Annotated in this window: 16 protein-coding genes; 6 read left to right on the forward strand and 10 right to left on the reverse strand. The window is 61.1% G+C overall.

Annotated elements, in window-relative coordinates; all coding sequences use genetic code 11:
* Positions 1 to 50: 50 nt before the first annotated feature.
* From NKH04_RS18015 to NKH04_RS18025, 3 genes are all read left to right on the forward strand, one after another.
* On the forward strand, positions 51 to 1,133 hold the full coding sequence (locus NKH04_RS18015; RefSeq protein ID WP_352541850.1) for an ABC transporter ATP-binding protein: 1,083 nt from the start codon (positions 51 to 53) through the stop codon (positions 1,131 to 1,133).
* Positions 1,134 to 2,189 (forward strand): hypothetical protein, encoded by a 1,056-nt coding sequence (locus NKH04_RS18020; protein ID WP_353044696.1) that lies wholly within the window; start codon positions 1,134 to 1,136, stop codon positions 2,187 to 2,189.
* A gap of 97 nt (positions 2,190 to 2,286) precedes the next feature.
* Entirely contained in the window at positions 2,287 to 3,285 is a 999-nt protein-coding gene (locus NKH04_RS18025; protein WP_352541848.1) for a sugar-binding transcriptional regulator, read from the forward strand.
* A gap of 52 nt (positions 3,286 to 3,337) precedes the next feature.
* Here the strand turns inward: NKH04_RS18025 and NKH04_RS18030 are convergent, their stop codons facing one another.
* The 5 genes from NKH04_RS18030 to NKH04_RS18050 form a co-directional block, all read right to left on the reverse strand.
* Entirely contained in the window at positions 3,338 to 4,069 is a 732-nt protein-coding gene (locus NKH04_RS18030) for an ATP-binding cassette domain-containing protein (RefSeq protein ID WP_254819755.1), read from the reverse strand.
* A 2-nt stretch (positions 4,070 to 4,071) separates the two neighbouring features.
* Positions 4,072 to 5,052: an ABC transporter permease gene (locus tag NKH04_RS18035; RefSeq protein WP_352503300.1), complete on the reverse strand. Its 981-nt coding sequence runs from the start codon at positions 5,050 to 5,052 to the stop codon at positions 4,072 to 4,074.
* Positions 5,053 to 5,247: 195 nt separating this feature from the next.
* Positions 5,248 to 6,231, reverse strand: coding sequence for a sugar ABC transporter substrate-binding protein (locus NKH04_RS18040; RefSeq protein WP_502895713.1), 984 nt, complete (start codon positions 6,229 to 6,231; stop codon positions 5,248 to 5,250).
* 39 nt (positions 6,232 to 6,270) lie between these two features.
* On the reverse strand, positions 6,271 to 7,476 hold the full coding sequence (locus NKH04_RS18045) for a mandelate racemase/muconate lactonizing enzyme family protein (protein WP_352541846.1): 1,206 nt from the start codon (positions 7,474 to 7,476) through the stop codon (positions 6,271 to 6,273).
* A 14-nt stretch (positions 7,477 to 7,490) separates the two neighbouring features.
* Positions 7,491 to 8,210: a FadR/GntR family transcriptional regulator gene (locus NKH04_RS18050; RefSeq protein WP_352503247.1), complete on the reverse strand. Its 720-nt coding sequence runs from the start codon at positions 8,208 to 8,210 to the stop codon at positions 7,491 to 7,493.
* Between the two features lie 366 nt (positions 8,211 to 8,576).
* Here NKH04_RS18050 and NKH04_RS18055 point away from each other — a divergent pair, with 366 nt between their 5' ends.
* Entirely contained in the window at positions 8,577 to 9,566 is a 990-nt protein-coding gene (locus tag NKH04_RS18055; RefSeq protein ID WP_353044744.1) for a Tim44 domain-containing protein, read from the forward strand.
* Between the two features lie 86 nt (positions 9,567 to 9,652).
* Here the strand turns inward: NKH04_RS18055 and NKH04_RS18060 are convergent, their stop codons facing one another.
* The 4 genes from NKH04_RS18060 to NKH04_RS18075 all read right to left on the reverse strand — a co-directional run bounded on the left by NKH04_RS18060 (position 9,653) and on the right by NKH04_RS18075 (position 13,152).
* Positions 9,653 to 10,636, reverse strand: coding sequence for an AI-2E family transporter (locus NKH04_RS18060; protein ID WP_353044697.1), 984 nt, complete (start codon positions 10,634 to 10,636; stop codon positions 9,653 to 9,655).
* A gap of 332 nt (positions 10,637 to 10,968) precedes the next feature.
* Entirely contained in the window at positions 10,969 to 11,382 is a 414-nt protein-coding gene (locus tag NKH04_RS18065) for a type II toxin-antitoxin system VapC family toxin (protein ID WP_352818767.1), read from the reverse strand.
* Complete coding sequence (locus tag NKH04_RS18070; RefSeq protein ID WP_352455498.1) at positions 11,379 to 11,627, reverse strand: plasmid stabilization protein; 249 nt, start codon at positions 11,625 to 11,627, stop codon at positions 11,379 to 11,381. Before NKH04_RS18070 ends, NKH04_RS18065 begins: the two co-directional genes overlap by 4 nt.
* A 421-nt stretch (positions 11,628 to 12,048) precedes the next feature.
* Positions 12,049 to 13,152 carry a Fic family protein gene (locus NKH04_RS18075; protein WP_353044698.1) on the reverse strand — a complete coding sequence of 368 codons (1,104 nt, stop codon included), beginning with the start codon at positions 13,150 to 13,152 and terminating at the stop codon, positions 12,049 to 12,051.
* 204 nt (positions 13,153 to 13,356) lie between these two features.
* Between NKH04_RS18075 and NKH04_RS18080 the strand changes: the two genes are divergently transcribed.
* Together NKH04_RS18080 and xth are read left to right on the forward strand one after the other, a co-directional pair.
* The gene (locus NKH04_RS18080) at positions 13,357 to 13,587 is read left to right on the forward strand and encodes a hypothetical protein (RefSeq protein WP_502904314.1); all 231 of its coding nucleotides are present in this window, start codon (positions 13,357 to 13,359) and stop codon (positions 13,585 to 13,587) included.
* A gap of 354 nt (positions 13,588 to 13,941) precedes the next feature.
* On the forward strand, positions 13,942 to 14,730 hold the full coding sequence (gene xth / locus NKH04_RS18085; protein ID WP_352818773.1) for an exodeoxyribonuclease III: 789 nt from the start codon (positions 13,942 to 13,944) through the stop codon (positions 14,728 to 14,730).
* A 74-nt stretch (positions 14,731 to 14,804) separates the two neighbouring features.
* Here xth and ligD read toward each other — a convergent pair whose 3' ends face one another.
* Positions 14,805 to 16,577: a DNA ligase D gene (ligD, locus tag NKH04_RS18090; protein ID WP_353044699.1), complete on the reverse strand. Its 1,773-nt coding sequence runs from the start codon at positions 16,575 to 16,577 to the stop codon at positions 14,805 to 14,807.
* Positions 16,578 to 16,726 lie beyond the last annotated feature (149 nt).

Consider the following 16,726-nt stretch of genomic DNA (forward strand, 5'->3'; position numbering starts at 1 on the left):
ATGGCGAAAATGAGATCCAACCGGCAAGGGCAATCGAAGGGTAGCAATTTATGGCGTCTGTCACCATCAGCAACATAAAGAAGGACTATGGCGCCCTCTCGATTATCGACGGACTCGATCTCTCGATCGAGGATGGCCAGTTCGTCGTTCTGCTGGGGCCGTCCGGCTGCGGCAAGTCCACTCTGTTGCGCATGATAGCCGGTCTCGAGCCCATCACGTCCGGTGAGATCGCCATAGGTGACAGGGTCGTCAACATGCTCCATCCCAAAGACCGCAATATCGCGATGGTCTTCCAGAATTACGCGCTTTACGCGCACATGACCGTCTTCGACAACATGGCCTTTTCCATGCAGTTGAAGAAGCGCCCCAACGAAGAAATCAAACAGAAGGTCGGGTGGGCGGCATCGATCCTCAACCTGACACCCTATCTGGAACGGTATCCCCGCCAGCTTTCGGGCGGCCAGCGGCAGCGCGTCGCCATGGGTCGCGCCATCGTGCGGGACCCAACTGTGTTCCTGTTCGACGAACCGCTGTCCAATCTCGATGCCAAGCTGCGGGTGCAGATGCGCACCGAAATCAAGGAGCTCCACCAGCGGCTGAAGACCACCACCGTCTATGTCACGCATGACCAGATCGAGGCCATGACCATGGCCGATGTCATCGTCATTATGCGCGACGGCCATATCGAGCAGATCGGGCGCCCGCTCGATGTCTACGATCGCCCGGCAAACCTCTTCGTCGCCTCCTTCATCGGCTCGCCCGCAATGAACATGTTCCATGGCGAGGTGGCTTCCGAGCGCGACGCCTGGGTGGTGCGGACCGACGAGCTATCCCTCCCGCTCCCGCCAGGGGCTGCGGTCCGGCCCGGCCAAAAGGTGATCTACGGCATTCGCCCCGAACATCTTCGACCAGTGGCCGACGGGCGCGGCATTCCAGCGAGGATTACGGTTGTCGAGCCGACTGGCCCCGAAATCCACATCTTTGCCAGCATGGGCAACACCGCGATCTGCTCGGTGCTGCATGACCGCATGGAGGTCTCTCCTGGAGCTGTGATCCATGTGGAGCCGGCGCCTGAGCGAATCCACCTGTTCGACGAAGGCAGCGGCGAGCGGCTGGACAAGGGAAGAAGCTGAATGGCGCGGATCGTTATCCTCGGCGCCGGCGTCATGGGCTCTGCCATGACGCTTCCGGCCGCTCACGCTGGTAACCGCATCACTCTTGTCGGGACCCATCTCGATGAGGAGATCGTCGGCTCCGTGGCCAGCACAAGTCATCACCCACGCCTCAACATCAATCTGCCTGATGTGGTAACCGCCTGTTCCTGGACCGAATTCGGGGCGGCGATGAACGATGGACCCGATCTGCTTGTACTCGGCGTCTCGTCGGCCGGCATTCCTTGGGCGATCGACCGCATTGCAGAAAGCATCAAGTCGCCCGTGCCGATACTGATGATTACGAAAGGGCTTGCGGCAAGCGACGAAGGCGTGGAAATCCTGCCACATCTGCTTGCCCGCGAGATCGAGCAACGCACTGGCTTGTCGGTCCCGGTGATGGCCGTCGGCGGACCGTGCATTGCCGGCGAACTGGCGGCGCAGCGCGACACCTCAGTGATCGTGGCCGGGCATGATCCCGACCAGGTGGCCGCGGCGTCCCGCATTCTGCGCGCGCCTTTCTATCATGCGCGATCGTCATCCGATCTCGTCGGCGTCGAGATCTGCGCCGCTTTCAAGAATTTCTACACACTCGCCGTTGGAGCTCCCGTCGGGCTGCTCGAGCGCGACGGCAAGGCGCCCAATGGCGCACTGATGCACAATCTTGCCTCGTCGCTATTCTCGCAGTCCCTCGCCGAGATGGCGATTCTGGTCGAAGCCCTGGGTGGAAAGGTCGAAACAGTGCTGGGGCTGGCCGGCTCCGGCGATCTTTACGTGACCTGCCAGGCGGGCCGTAACGGTCGCATGGGGCGCCTGCTCGGCCGCGGCCTGCCCTATTCCGAGGCGAAGCGCGAACATATGAGTTCAGACACGGTCGAGGGCGCGCAACTGGCGCTGGACCTTGGTCCGACTTTGAAGAATATGATGGCCCGGGGTGTACTTCCCCACGATCGCCTGCCGCTGACGAGCGCCATCATCGACGCAATTTGCCATGATGCTCCGCTGGTTTTTTCCTTCGACCGCTATCATCGAGGCTAGCGGAGCCGGGAAACTCGATTGATGCCTCATATCGATGAGCACATGGCTCCGCCGAGCCGGTCTGGACCCGCTGCCGCGGAGTGGACAGGATGATCTGATGGAGAAACCAGCGCGAAAGAAACGCGACGGCCGCCAAGCCGTAACGAGTTCCGTCACGGCCGATCGCGAGGAAGGGCTGCTCGTGCGCGCCGCCTGGCTTGCTTATGTCGGTGACCTGACGCAGGCGCAAATCGCCAAGTCTCTTGGCCTGACCCGCCTTCGCGTCAACCGGATGCTGGCGCATGCCCGTCAGCGCGGGATCGTTCAGATTCGCATCAATTCCAAGGTGGCGAACTGCATCGAGCTGGAGCACCGGCTGCGGGACGCCTATGGCGTTTCCGACCCGATCGTGGTTCCGACACCGCCCGATCCTACCCTGGTGCCACAGGTGATCGCAGCCGCTGCCGGTGAAGCCCTGTCGCATAGAATCCGTGACGGGATATCGGTGGGCGTGGGATGGGGACGCACGCTCCAGCTTAGTCTGCGCTCAGTGACCGTGCGCCCCGTCAAAGGCATGTCGGTCGTTTCCCTGCTTGGCGGGCTCACGCGTGGATCGGCGATCAACATCTATGAAATCGCCTCGCGGCTCGCGGCGCTCTTCGACGCGGAATGCTACTACATCGCGGCACCGGTGTTCACGGATACGGAGGCCACGCGCGATCTGCTTATGCGCCAGTCCATTCTGGAAGACGCCTTCACCCACGCCCGCGACGTTGACGCCGCTTTCGTTTCGGTGGGCGCGGTGCACAAAGACGCCACCATCTTTCGGATCGGACTGGTAGGAGACAATGATCTCAGATCGCTCCAAAAAGCCGGAGCCGTCGGCGATATCTGCGGTCACTGGATCGGCGCCGACGGACAACTCGTCGATCACCCGCTAAACAGCCGTGTCATCGGCCTCGCCCCCGAACATCTGCGCGACGTCGACACTGTGATCCTGCCCTCCGGCGGCCTCGACAAGGTTCCGGTGCTGCGCGCCGTGTTGCGTCTGGGAGTCGTCGATGTGCTGATCACCGACGAGAAAACCGCCGAGGCGATCCTTGCGGAAAAGCCGTAGCGCAGACTGACCTCTACCAGCCGAACGGCTCGCCAGTGACCGCTTCTTCGCGTCACAGAACCTCGTGGATTTCCTCGATCGAAGTCTCGCCGATCCGCTTGTCGAGAACGATCTCGCCGCGCGCCATCGCCACGACCCGGTCACAGCATTCGAAAACATGATGCATGTTGTGGCTGATGAAGACGCTGGTGATGTTCTGGGCCTTGAGGGCGCGAACGAAGCCGATCACCTTTCGCGTCTCCTTGACCGAGAGATGATTGGTCGGCTCGTCGAGGATCATGACTTTCGACTTGAAGTGCATGGCCCGGGCGATCGCCACGCCTTGGCGCTGGCCGCCCGACAGTTCGCCGACCAGCGCGTCGGGCGACCTCAGATGCAGATCGACGTCGGCGATCGCTTTGACGCTTTCGTCACGCATGCGCTTCTGGTCCAGGATGCCGATGCCGAAAACCGAGCCCTTCACCGGTTCGCGTCCGATGAAAACGTTGCGTGCGATGGTCATGGTCGGGACCATCGAATTGTACTGGTAGATCGTCTCGATACCGCGATCCATGGCGTCGCGCGGGTTCGAGAAGCGGACCGGTTCACCTTCGATCCTGATCTCGCCGCCATCGGGCTTTTGGGTGCCTGACAGGATGTTGATCAGCGTCGATTTGCCGGCGCCGTTATCGCCGACAAGGCCCAGCGCCTCGTCTGGATAAATGTCCAGAGTGACGTTCTTCAAGGCGTGGACGCCGGAATACCATTTCTGGAGCCCCTTGATCGCGATGATGGGTGCCGCCATGATCAGGTCTCCACCTTCATTGCCCTGCCCCGCTTTCGAAGCCAGGCGTTCACGACGACCGCGAAGATAGTCAGGAAGCCGATTGCCATCTTGAACCAGTTGGCGTCAACCTGGCTCAGCACCAGTCCGTTGTCGATGACGCGGATCAGGGCAGCCCCGATGATGCCGCCGAAGATAGTGCCAATGCCGCCAGTCAGCGAGGCGCCACCGATGACGGCAGCCGACACGGCTTGCAACTCCAGCCCCTCGCCGATCGAAGGCAGCGGCGCGCCAAGCCGCATCACCTGAATAGTGCCGGCAAAGCCGGCGAGCACCGAACAGATCATGAAGCAGGCGACCTTCACCCGGGCCGTCGGGATGCCCATCGATTGCGCGGCGGGCAGAAAGCCGCCGGTGGCGCGCACCCAGTTGCCGAAATTCGTGCGCGACAGAAGCACCGTCACCAGGATTGCCACGGCGAGAAACCAGAAGAACGACATGCGAAAGAGATCGCCCGGCCCCACATAGATCGTAAACAGCCATTTCGGCAGAGCGTTGGCCGGGATGACAGGAGGGAAGCCACCGGAGATTACCACCGTCAGCGAACGCGCGATGAACAGCATGCCAAGCGTGGTGATGAAGCTTGGTATCGCGAAACGAATCGTTATGAATCCGTTGAAGAAGCCAATCAGGGCGGCGATCGCGAGCCCGGCGGCAAAGGCCGGCGCGAACGGCACGCCTGCCGCCAGCATCACCGCCATGGTCATCGGGGTCAGCGCAAATACCGAGCCTACCGAAAGATCAAACTCGCCGCATATCATCAGCAGGGTCACGCCGATCGCGACCAGCCCCATTTCAGGCAGCAGCCCAAGCATTCCGCGCACGTTCTGTGTGTTCAGAAATACGCCGTTCGAGCGAATCTGAAAGACGAGGAGGAGGAGGAGCAGGAACACGACCGCCGCAAGCTCCGGCTTCTCCAGATAAATCTTCATCAAGCGCTTCATCATTCGCTCCGGCTTGGGATTGTTTGCGCTGGCTTGTCGCATCGGCAAGGGGATGGCGGCAGTCTGTCTGCTACCGCCCCTGACAATGGAGATGCCGTTGGAGGATGGGACGGAGCCGACGCCCAAGGCCGTGCTGCCTGGCCCTCCCCTTGCCCTCTCCGCGTAAAGAACGAGGAGAGGACGCCGGCTTCGCGCCTACCGCACGCCTTGTGCGGCCAGTTCCTTGAGCTTCGGCACGTCTTCCTTGACGATGATGCCCTTGCCGGTGTCGATGTCTGCCGGCAGCAGACCGACGTTCTTGGCGAGATAAGCTTCCATCACCGGCATGAAGCCCTGCATGTAGGGCTGCTGGTCGACCTGGACCTGGATGTAACCCGCTTCCATCTGTTGCAGGACTTCCGAGACGATGTCGAAGCCGCCCATCAGCACCTTGCCCGGCTCGATGCCGCGATCGATCAGGACCTGGGCGACGTAGGCATGCCAAAGGCCGGTGTCGAAATACACCGTGGTGTCCGGGTGGGCAGACAGATAGGCGCCAACACGATCGGCGACGACGGCGCCATCTGTGCCGGTGTCGAGCCGTTCAATGACCACTTCGCGTCCGGCATTCGCCGCCTTGTATTCCTCAAGGAACTTCATGACGCCGGCAGCGCGCTGTTCCGACCAGTTCTGACCGGGCGCGGAGACGCCGACGAGCGCCCTGATCTTGCCTTCCTTGGGGAAGAACTCGGACATCTTCTTGCCGAGTTCGTAGCCGGCGGGAATGAAGCCCTGGCCGATGAAGGCCTGGCGGGCATTGCCGGCTGCACCCTCGGTGTCGTCGACGTTGGACGCGATGACCGTGACGCCGGCAGCGCGGGCGTCGGCGATGATCTGGTCGAAGGCATTGTTGTCGACGATCGAGGTGATCAGCGCGTCCGGTTTTGCCGCGAGTGCCGCCTGCATGTTGGCCGACTGTTGCTCGATCGAACCTTCGGTCTGCGTGAAGACCATCTGGCAATTCGCCTGGATCTTGGCGCAGGCGTCGTCAAAGCCCTTCTTCACCGCCTGCCAGAACGGGTTCGACGCCGACGAATGATGCGTGAAGACGATGTTCATCGGCTCCTGTGCGCGTGAGCCGATTGCCGAGCCTCCAGCCAGTACTGCTGCCAAGGCTGCCGAGATAAGTAGCTTCTTCATGGTTCTCCTCCTCCGTAGAAAGCTGCTTCAGGTTCATTTTCAGAGAGTAGATGCCTCGCTCACCCGTCGAAGCGCCGTGAAGGCGCGATCGATCTCCGGGTTCAGTTCCATGCCGAGGCCCGGTCCGGGAGGCACGGTGATCATGCCGTTCTTCACCTGCGGCAAAGCGGTCACAAGGTCGCGGTACCAGGTCTTGTAAAAGGCCCTGACACTCTCCTGGACAAGCGCGTTCGGCGCATTCAGCGACAGGTGGGTCGATGCGCCGAGCACCACTGGACCTGTGCAGTCGTGTGGCGCGACCGGCAGGTGCCATGCTTCAGCCATGGCAGCGATCTTGCGCGCCTCCGAGAGCCCGCCGCACCAGCTGATATCAAGCATGATGACACCGGCCGCTCCGGTTTCGAGAAGGTCGCGGAAGGCCCACCGGGAACCGAGCGTTTCCGAAGCCGATATCGGCGCCAGCGAAGCCTCGGCATAGCGTTTCAGGCTGGACAGGCTGTCCATCCTGATTGGATCTTCGTGCCAGAAGGTCTTGTGGGGGGCAAGCTCGCGAGCGATCTGCATGGCCGGCAGCAGCTGCCACATTGAATGGAATTCAACCATGATGTCCATCTTGTCGCCGACCGCATTGCGGATTTTCTCGAACGGCGCCAGCGCGGAATTCAAGTCGGGCTGCGATATATACTGGCCGCGCGTTTTCTCGGCGGCCATGTCGAAGGGCCAGATCTTCATGGCCGTGATGCCTTCCTCCAACAACGAATGCGCCAGTTCGTCGGCGCGGTGAAGGAAGCCGTTCAGATCATCATAGGCGTCGCCAGGCTTATCGAGCCCGTAGTTGGCCGTCGTCTGCCCCGTGGCCTTCTTGATGTATTCGGTTCCGGCACAGGTGTTGTAGGTCCTGATCTCGTGCCGGGTGAACCCGCCGAGGAGTTGTGCGATCGGCTGACCCGTCGCCTTTCCGAACAGATCCCAAAGCGCGATATCGAAAGCGGAGTTGCCCCTGACTTCCGCGCCCGTCGATCGGAAACCGAGATAGCCGACGAGGTCGGCGGCAAGCAAGTCGATCTGCAAGGGGTCGCGCCCGATCACGCACGGCGCGACATATTCGTGCAGATAGGTCTCGACGGTTTCAGCCATGAAAAAGGTCTCGCCGAGTCCGACGAGGCCTTCGTCCGTGTGAACCAGGACCCACAGAAGGTTCGGCCGCTCCTTGAGCCGCAGCGTTTCCAGTTTCGTGATCTTCATTGCGCCCCTGCTCCTCAGGCGATGCCGGCCGCCAGCAGGGCCTTGACGCTCTCGTCAAAATGCCTCGCCATCAGGTCACGCGCCGACTGGGGATCACCGGTCTCGATTGCTTCGGCGAGGTCGATATGGATCTGGATCATCGCCAACTGCTCGGCATCCGAAGGGCGGGTCCGCCAGCCGATCGGCCAGGTCTGGCGCGATACGCGCTCGAACGCGCCGACGATGAGGCTGAAAACCGGATTCTTCGCAGCCTTGGCGATTTCGAGGTGAAAGGCGAGATCGTGCTCCATGACCTGTTCCGGCCGCTGGAAATTCTCGAGCATGGCGAGCGCGTGCGTCCTGATCCTTTCCACTTCGTCGGCTGTTCTGCGCAAGGCCGCCAGCATGGCGGTGCGGGTCTCAATCGTGCGGCGCACGTCATAGATTTGCTGCACCGTGATCTGCTCGGTGTGGACGCCATGCTCGATCACCAGTGACATCGCGCCATAATCCAGCTCGGCGACGGTAGCCCGTCTGCCCGCCCTCAGGTCGATAAGCCGCATGGCGGCGAGCGAGCTGAAGGCCTCGCGAACCACGGTACGCGAGACGCTCAATTGTCTCGAAAGCGCGGCCTCGCTGGGCAGCCGGTCGCCGGGCCCGAGCTCATGCGCGCGGATATGGCGCGTGATCTCGCCGATCGTATTGCTGACCAGGCTCGCTGCGTCGGAATGTTTTGCGGATACGGCCGTGCTCACGCAATCTCCCGTTCAGGAGTGGGCAAACCTGTATGGCAGGTTTTCCAGATATGTTGATAGTACATAGGAAAGCTGTAAGTCAATCGAGTCTTCGCCGGGAGACCTCGGCATCATCGCCGGGGACATCGATGACCAGAGGCTTGCATGAGCGATGCTGTTGACGCGACCGATGCCGGTCGGCCGGGTGCGGGAGCCTGCGTGGTCGAACAGCGATCATCGCGCTTGGGTAGGGCAGACATTCTCGTCGTGAACACCGGCGGGCGGCCGACCATGCCGCCCGAAAATATCTCGACGGACGATTCACTGCTATTTCGATCGACGCACCCCATATGAGCGGAAAGAGTGTCACTTGAGGACTTGCCTATGCTGATTTCGCGTTGGGGACGGTTTGCAGTTTTGTTTGTGGGGTTGTTCCTGGCATTTTCCATGGTCGCTGTGGATCACGCCGATGCGCGCCGTGGCGGCAGCTTCGGCAGTCGCGGCATGCGCACTTTCCAGCCGGTCCCGCCGACCAGAGTTGCGCCGCAACCGGCCGCACCGGTCGAGCGCTCGATGACGCCCAATGCGGCCACGAACAATGCGGCCCGTCAGCCGCAGGCATTCCAGCGCCCGGGCTTCTTCAACGGCCTCGGCGGATCGATGATACGTGGGCTACTTCTCGGCGGTTTGATCGGCGTTCTTCTGGGTCATGGGTTCGGCGGCTTGGCCGGCATGTTGGGTCTTTTGCTCCAAGTACTGCTGTTCGGCGGCGCGATCATGCTGGCGATCCGCTTTTTCCGCTCGCAGGCGGCGCAAAACCCGGCACCCGCTATGGCCGGTGCCTCGCGAGGCACCGGGACCTTTGGGCGAAGCGCTGCAGCCCGGCCTGACCCGAGCAACACCGCAGCGTTCCCCATTCCAGGCGTTGGGTCAGGATATGGCGGAACGAACCAAGACAATGCTTCCGATGAGATCACACTCACCCAAACCGACCTCGACACGTTCCAGCAACGGCTGACGGAAGTTCAGGAGGCATTCGGGCGCGAAGATCATGCTGCATTGCGCCGGTTGGTGACATCCGAGATGGTGTCCTATCTGTCCGAGGAACTTGCCGACAATGCCAAAAAGGGCGTCAGGAACGACGTGTCGGACGTCAGCCTGCTGGAGGCCGATATTGCGGAAAGTTGGCGGGAGGGTGATCGCGACTACGCGACGGCTGCTTTGCGCTATGAGTCTCGCGACGTGACCCGCGACCGCATCAGCGGCAAGGTCGTTGAGGGCGGGGCCGATCAGCCGACGGAGACGGTCGAACTGTGGACCTTTACGCGGCAGAACGGCGGTGACTGGAAGGTTGCCGCAATACAGCAGCCTGGCTGATGTGCTTGCCTTCGTTGAGATCTCCGCCCAGAGGTTGTTCAGGTTTCGCGCTACCACTCGAAGACCAGCGCCCTTTTCGCGCTTGATCAATCCGTCACGGACTGATGCGGTAGCTCACCAGCGCGCGCCGGCGTCGGCCGGTCGGTCAATCGAGTCTTTAGCACGTCGATGAGGCTGATTGTGATGGCGATCACCGCAGGTCCGAGGACAAGGCCGGATGCTCCGAACAAGACGATGCCGCCGACCGCGCCGATAAAGGCCACCACCGTGTGGAGGCGCAACCGATTCCCGACAAGCATCGGATAGAGCAGATTGTCGATGCCGCCGACGATGTCGCCGCCCCAGACGGTCAATATCGCTGCGCTGGCCCAAGCTCCCTCCAGTGCGAGATAGACCGCTGCGGGCACCCAGATCACAAACGCCCCGAGCACGGGCACGATGGCAAGAAGTCCCATGACAAGGCCCCAAAAGACTGGCGTCGGCAGGCCGAGCCACCAGAACATCAGGCCACCCAATGTTCCCTGGACGGCGGCGACGAACACGGTGCCGAGCAGTGTTGCATGGACGGTCTCCGCAAAGCGAGACAAGATGTAGGCTGTCTCCGGAGCGCGCAGGGGCGAAAGGCCCGCGACGGCTTGCAGGCCATGTTGGCGGTCGCGCAGAAAATAGAACAGAAGATAAAATGTCAGGCCGAACATCGCGACTTGATAGATGGAGCCACGCAATAGCGATGTGCTTTGTCCCGTCAGCCATTGCACGAATGCGGCGACTGAGCCGGCCGGATCGAATTGGTTCTCGATCCATTGGGCAATGGCCGAAAGCGTGGGATAGCCAGACATGAAGCCGACTGCGTCCCAACCGCGGATGACCTCCTCCAGATAAGTCGCTCCGTTTACCGCCTCGCGAACGAGCTGTTGTGCGACGAGCGCCAGCGGCAGGCCGACGGCGATCGCCGCGACGCTTACCGATATCAGCGCTGCCAGGTTTCGATTTCCGACCCGTCTCTCAACCCACCGGTGAGCCGGAGACAGAATAATTGCCAGGACGAGCGCCCAGGTCAATGCCGGCAAAAAGGCCACGCCAGCAGATAACAGACATATAGACCGACGCCCGTCGCTGCCAGGACGCCGAGCAATTTCAATTGTTTCACATCCGGCATCTGTTTCAGATCGGGCATCTCTCGCCGTCTCGCAAGCCCAGCGAGCCTAATGGTTTTCCCGAAGAAAAGGCAGGTCGCTTGCCGTACCCGGTCAGGCTGCCGCTGAGGCGCTTCGAGTGACCTTCAGGGGATTTTGACGACATGCAAATTGACCTGATATCGCTCGCCTGCGCTTTGACGGCCTTTCAGCCCGTCTTTGACAGGCAGATGGGGCTTGAACAAAAGCGACGACAGGAAAACGCTTCAGAACTCCCACGGAGATGTCAGAACGAGTCCTGCCGTCTCGAAGTCAGTCAGATTGCGCGTGGCGAGGCGGCCCCCGTTTACTCGAGCGATCGCCGCGATCATGCCATCGGGTGCCGACATGCCGCGTCCCTGGCGAGCAGCAGCACCCATAATTTCCCCATAAACCAGCGCAGCCTCTTCTGTCAGACCGAAGGTGCGGTCTGCGAAACGCCGGCGCCAGTCCGACAATCCTTGCTCCAGCCGTTCGGCACGTTGATCCGGTCTTATCTTCTGGATGCCGAACGCGATCTCGGCAATCGTCACGGTTGGAAGCGCGAGTTCGGCATCGTATCGGATCAGCCAGGCAATGACTGCCTCGTCTGGGGTCTTTTTCAACGTTTCGGAAACGACGTTCGTATCGACAAAGATCAAAGCTCGACGCCTCGATTCGGCCGGCGACTCTCACGGATCACCGCCTCAAGGTCGATGTCTGTGCCGGATTGCGCTGAAAGCCGCGGGTAGAAGGCAGAAGCAGGCTCACGACCGGCCTCGCGGACCTCGTAAGATTCGAGGGCGCGCTCGACCACCTCCGCAATCGAGCGGTTTTCACGACGGGCAAGCCGGTGTGCAAGATCACGCGCCTTGGCGCTGCGGACTGAGAGTTGTGGCTCGGCCATATCGGACTCCTTGGCACCATTGTATAGGCTCATTTCGCCTGCTAGCAAGATGGCAACTGATGGCTTGATGTCAAAACCGATGTTGCAGCGAGTTGCGGCTGCGCAGAAATAGGAGATAAAATGTCAGGCCCAGCGTCGGTTGCCGTACGGGTTGTGGTGCTGTCAGGATGGCGAAACCAGAAGGCGTTGGGTGCCTAGGCAAAGCCAAAGCGCGATTCAGGGGTTTGCAGCCTATCAAACCGCTCGCTGGGGCTTCAATGGCGGCTATCAAGGCGGAAAGTTCGTCAATGACTGGCGCTAACGGCTTGCGACCGAACCCGATGGACCAGTGCCGAGCGACAAACGGCATAGACGCATTCTCCGAACCAATCGAGCGGGCCAATCATGCTTTGGGCGCGCGCTGTCGGCTCGCGCTCCTGTTTCAACGATGTCGCCGAGGCGCGCGATCCGGCCCGTCATCCAATCCTGCCAGCGAATAGCTCGTGCTTCGCCCACCGGCTTCATCTCTCACGAGTATCCCTTGCGCCAGGAGATCATTGATATCGCGCAAGGCCGTGTCAGGTGAGGTGTTGGTCAGCACTGCCCATTTCGAGGAGGTGAGCTTGCCTTCGAAGCCGTCCAGGAGCCGATTGACGACTTTGCGCTGGCGTTCGCTTAGAGGTCGTTGGACCATCTCCTCCAAAAAACGGGCCTTGCGCAGCACATTGGCCAAAATCTCCTCGGCCCCGCTGAAGGCGCGGTCGAGGCAGCTTAGAAACCATTGCAGCCAAGGGGTGATGTCGAAACTGCCCTTCTGCGTCCGTTCGAGGATCGCGTAGTAGTCCTTCCGCTCCGCCCGGATTTGCGCGGACATGCTATAGAACCGCTGAGCGCTGCCCTCCGATCGCGCCAACATCATGTCGGCGATCGCGCGGGCGATACGGCCGTTGCCATCCTCGAAGGGATGGATGGTGACGAACCATAGATGGGCGACCCCCGCCTTCAGAACGGGATCAAGCGGCGCGTAACCGTTGAACCAGTCGATGAACGAGGCCATTTCAAGCTCAAGCCGGGCCGGACCTGAGACGACCTGCATCGGACCAGAGGCTTCATGCCGCCACGCACCGACGATGATCTTCGTCATGCCGCTGCGACCCGTCGGAAACAGGGCCGCATGCCAGGCGAACAACCGCTCATCCGTAAGTAGCGCCTGATAGTTCTGAGTTGCGTCGAGCATCATCTCGACCACGCCCTCGACATCGCGGTCGACCGGCGCCAGTGCGCCAATATTCATGCCCAGTCGGCGGGCGATGGACGACCGCACCTGTTCCTTGTCGAGAATTTCACCCTCAATTTCGCTGGATTTGAGAACGTCCTCCGTTAGGGTCTGAAGCATCGCCTCGGCACGCAATTCGAAGCCTAGCGCCTCCATCCGCCCCAGCAGCCGGCCCTGCCGATGGCGCACCGTCGCCAGTTGATCGGCAAGGTCCTGGCTGCGCCACTCGAACTGCGGCCAGTTTTCAAGCTCGTAGATATAGGTCGCCATATTCTCCGCACTTTTTGCGTCGAATATGGGCCTCAATCGTCGTATATGCAAGATCATTTGCCGCAATTTATGCGGTGAATAGACCAGCTAAACACCGCATGGTCACGGCTTATTATTCCTCTTGTCGGCTTCTTCTCTCAAAGACCTCCCATTTTGACGCTATATCTCCTCAGGTTATGAGGCATTTTGTGGTTAGGCAGTGAGATGGCACTGGTCCAGTACTCCGACAATGGCTTCTTCGCTCCGCGCACGATTGCCGACGCCTTTCGCACGACGAGCGACGAAGTCGGCCGAACTGCCGGGCTGGGCAAGGATGCCGTCCAGCACAAGCAGCGGGTCCGGTCGGACAAGACCATGGCCGATGTGGTCCACAAGGTCGAGCCGTGCTTCGGTTCAACCCTTCGCAAGATCGCCCGCCTTGCCGCTACGAATTGAGAGCTGTGGCTCGGCCATATAGGATTCCTTCGCAGCATTACTTAAACCCACTGGACCCAAGGCGGTCGCCCTCAATCAGCAGTAGACCTGCCCAAGCTCCACCCGTCCGTGCGTTGCGGCCGCCCTAACGCCGGATTGTGCGCGCCGCATCTACCGCTCGCGACTTCGCCTACGACGCTCCCGACGACCAGCTTCTGCGCTCATTGCGCCATCTGGCACGCGGAAAGGCTCGCTGAAACCGCTCGACCGCCATTCTAGAAAGACGACTGACAAGGCCTCCCTTTGGCGGCATGATGCAAGCATAACATCTGAGCCTTCCATGCTCAAATCGCCGAGGGTTGTTGAGAACTTCGGATGACCCGTATCGCAACCTTTAACGTCAACGGCGTGAACGGTCGCCTGCCCTTGCTCATCAAGTGGCTGGGTCAGACCGACTATGACATCGTGTGCCTTCAAGAACTGAAGACTTCGGACGAGAAATTTCCCGCGGAAGCCGTCAGGAACGCCGGTTATGGCGCGATCTGGCACGGGCAAAAGTCCTACAACGGTGTAGCTATACTCGCACGGGGAAAGGAGCCCCTGGAGCGTCGACGCGGCCTGCCGGGTGACCCTGACGATACTCACAGCCGGTATATCGAGGCAGAGGTGGATGGGATCGTCGTGGGGTGCATCTACCTGCCCAACGGCAATCCAGCTCCCGGCCCGAAATTCGACTATAAGCTCCGCTGGTTCGACCGTCTGATCAGCTACGGCCAGCTACTGCTCAAGGAGGGGATCACAAGCGTTCTGTGCGGCGACTACAACGTCGTGCCAACGCCGATCGATGCGGTGGTGCCGAGACGTTGGACGGGCGACGCAGTCTACTTTCCGGAGAGCAGGCAGGCCTACGCCGAAATGCTAGACAATGGCTGGATGGATGCCGTCCGCTGCATTCATCCGGAGAAAGGCATCTACACGTACTGGAACTTCTCCTACCGAGGCGGTTATGATCGGAGTTCCGGCCTGCGGATGGACCACCTCCTCGTCAGCCCATCACTTTCGAACAGGTTACGTGACGCGGGCGTGGACGCTGACCTGCGAGGCTGGGAAAAGCCGAGTGATCATGTGCCCGCCTGGATAGAGATCGACCCGTCCGGCAAGTAGTTGACATGATCGAATGTTCGGCGGAATCGCCGGGCGTCTTCGCCCACTGCTAATAGAATGCGCTGCGAGATTGCTCACGCTGCTTTTCTCGCAGCCGCCCTAAACGGACGGTCAATGGTGAACGCATCCGGACGGATGGCTGCCTCGACCTGGCTCCAGGTCACGGGACGGGCGATTGGGAAGCCGGGTCGCGCTCGTGGGGAGAAGGCGCCGACCGCCGTGTTGCCGCGCCCATTGCGAAGGTAGTCGATGAAGATGCGGCCCTTTCGGGCTGCCGGCGCAGCGGAGAGCAGATAGCGATCGGGATGAGCTTCAGCGAGGCGCTTGGCGAACGATCGAGCAAGGAGCCGGGCATTGTCGTGCGTGATCTTCGTCTCAAGTGGGGCCATCAGGTGAATGCCCTTGCCGCCCGTCACCTTCGGCCAGCCCTGCAGACCTTCCGCTTCCATGATGTCGCGGAGCGTTAGCGCGGTCTCGATCACTTCATCCCACTCGACCCCCTCGCCCGGATCAAGGTCCAGAACAACCCGGTCGGCATGTTCGATGTCGTCAACAGTAGCGTTCCAGGGATGCAGCTCTACCGCATCCATCTTGACCAGCCCCAGCAAGCCGGCAAGGTCGTCCACCCACACGCGCACACCTTCGCCACCCTCGCGCTTCTGAACGCGCAACTGATGCACTGCTGCGGGGATCTTCGGCAGCGCGCCCTTGTGGTAGAAGGTTGCCCCGAGAGCATGGCGGACCAGCTTCAGCGGTCGGTGGCCGAGATGGACGAGTGCGTAATCGGCAACCCTCTGCCAGTAGCGCGCAAGCTCTTCCTTGGAGGGCGAGACCGCGTCGGGCAGCAGTTGCAGGATGTTCTCGCTGGGAACGCCATATTCCTGGGCTGGTCCACGTCGCTTTGATGGCGCCGGAGGCTTGGCCGGGATCGCGACCAGGTCTTCGCGCAGACCCTTGAATACTGCCTCGCGCAACACGCCGCGATCAGTGACGCCGCTGAACTGTACCTCGGCCAGCACCTCTGGTCTGACCCACGTCGCCTTCGGCTTCACGATGGGCTCTGACAGAGGCGACTTGCTGATGATCAGCGGGTCGAGCCGCTCTCGAACCAGTTGAGCAACGCTCAAGGTGTAGCCGCTGCGGGCCTTCCCGGCATAGAGCAGTCGGTCGCCCTCGCGGCGACCGATGTAGAGGGATGCGATGCGGCGCGGGTGAGCGCCCAGCTTCTCGACAAATGCCACGATGGGGAAAGTGTCGCTCTTGATGCACTTCACCTTGAGCCAACTGGTCTGGATCCCTGAGCGGTAGGTGGCATCGGTGCGCTTGGAGACGATGCCCTCCAACCCCATGCAGCAGGCATGTTCAAACACGTCCGTGCCGCCCAACTCCAGATGTTCGGCGTAGGTCAATGTCGGGGCTGAGTTCTTCAGCAGCTTCTCTAGGGCTGCCTTACGCCTTACCAGCGGCTGCTGCCGCAGATCGCGCCCGTTGAGGTGCAGCAGGTCGAATGCGCAGAAGATGAGCCTCGGCGAGTCTGGGTTGCCCAACTCCCGTTCCAACGCTTGGTAGTCCGGCAGGCCAGTGTCGCCGAGAACGACAGCCTCCCCGTCGATGATCGCCGCCTTCACCGGCAAGCCCGCCGCCGCTTGAACAATTCGTCGGTACCGGTGCGACCAGTCGTAGCCACGGCGCGTGAAGGCTCTCGCTTTGCCGCCCTCAATGATGAGTTCGGTGCGGTAGCCGTCGTACTTGATCTCATGAAGCCATTCGCCGCCCTCGGGCGCATTCTCGACCAGCGTCGGCGACTGGAACTCAATGAAAGAAAGCCCGTCTGTGGCGTTACGCATGCACCCTCCGACGGCGACTCAAGACGCAGAGCAGCAATAGGTTCCGGGGCATTTTAGCGAAATTGTATGTTGGGGCAGTTTATGGTTCCGTTGGAATTAGCATCAATTATCAAGCCGCGCACATAGCAAGGACTGGCGCGAGCTGGAGG

The organism is Mesorhizobium sp. M1365, from assembly GCF_040317865.1.
Classification (GTDB): Bacteria; Pseudomonadota; Alphaproteobacteria; order Rhizobiales; family Rhizobiaceae; genus Mesorhizobium.

What these genes read in the sequence shown, in the direction of transcription:
- NKH04_RS18015 (WP_352541850.1), top strand. Translation starts at nt 51, where the DNA reads ATGGCGTCTGTCACCATCAGCAACATAAAGAAGGACTATGGCGCCCTC.
- NKH04_RS18020 (WP_353044696.1), top strand. Translation starts at nt 1,134, where the DNA reads ATGGCGCGGATCGTTATCCTCGGCGCCGGCGTCATGGGCTCTGCCATG.
- NKH04_RS18025 (WP_352541848.1), top strand. Translation starts at nt 2,287, where the DNA reads ATGGAGAAACCAGCGCGAAAGAAACGCGACGGCCGCCAAGCCGTAACG.
- NKH04_RS18030 (WP_254819755.1), bottom strand. Translation starts at nt 4,069, where the DNA reads ATGGCGGCACCCATCATCGCGATCAAGGGGCTCCAGAAATGGTATTCC.
- NKH04_RS18035 (WP_352503300.1), bottom strand. Translation starts at nt 5,052, where the DNA reads ATGAAGCGCTTGATGAAGATTTATCTGGAGAAGCCGGAGCTTGCGGCG.
- NKH04_RS18040 (WP_502895713.1), bottom strand. Translation starts at nt 6,231, where the DNA reads ATGAAGAAGCTACTTATCTCGGCAGCCTTGGCAGCAGTACTGGCTGGA.
- NKH04_RS18045 (WP_352541846.1), bottom strand. Translation starts at nt 7,476, where the DNA reads ATGAAGATCACGAAACTGGAAACGCTGCGGCTCAAGGAGCGGCCGAAC.
- NKH04_RS18070 (WP_352455498.1), bottom strand. Translation starts at nt 11,627, where the DNA reads ATGGCCGAGCCACAACTCTCAGTCCGCAGCGCCAAGGCGCGTGATCTT.
- NKH04_RS18075 (WP_353044698.1), bottom strand. Translation starts at nt 13,152, where the DNA reads ATGGCGACCTATATCTACGAGCTTGAAAACTGGCCGCAGTTCGAGTGG.
- NKH04_RS18080 (WP_502904314.1), top strand. Translation starts at nt 13,357, where the DNA reads ATGGCACTGGTCCAGTACTCCGACAATGGCTTCTTCGCTCCGCGCACG.
- xth (WP_352818773.1), top strand. Translation starts at nt 13,942, where the DNA reads ATGACCCGTATCGCAACCTTTAACGTCAACGGCGTGAACGGTCGCCTG.
- ligD (WP_353044699.1), bottom strand. Translation starts at nt 16,577, where the DNA reads ATGCGTAACGCCACAGACGGGCTTTCTTTCATTGAGTTCCAGTCGCCG.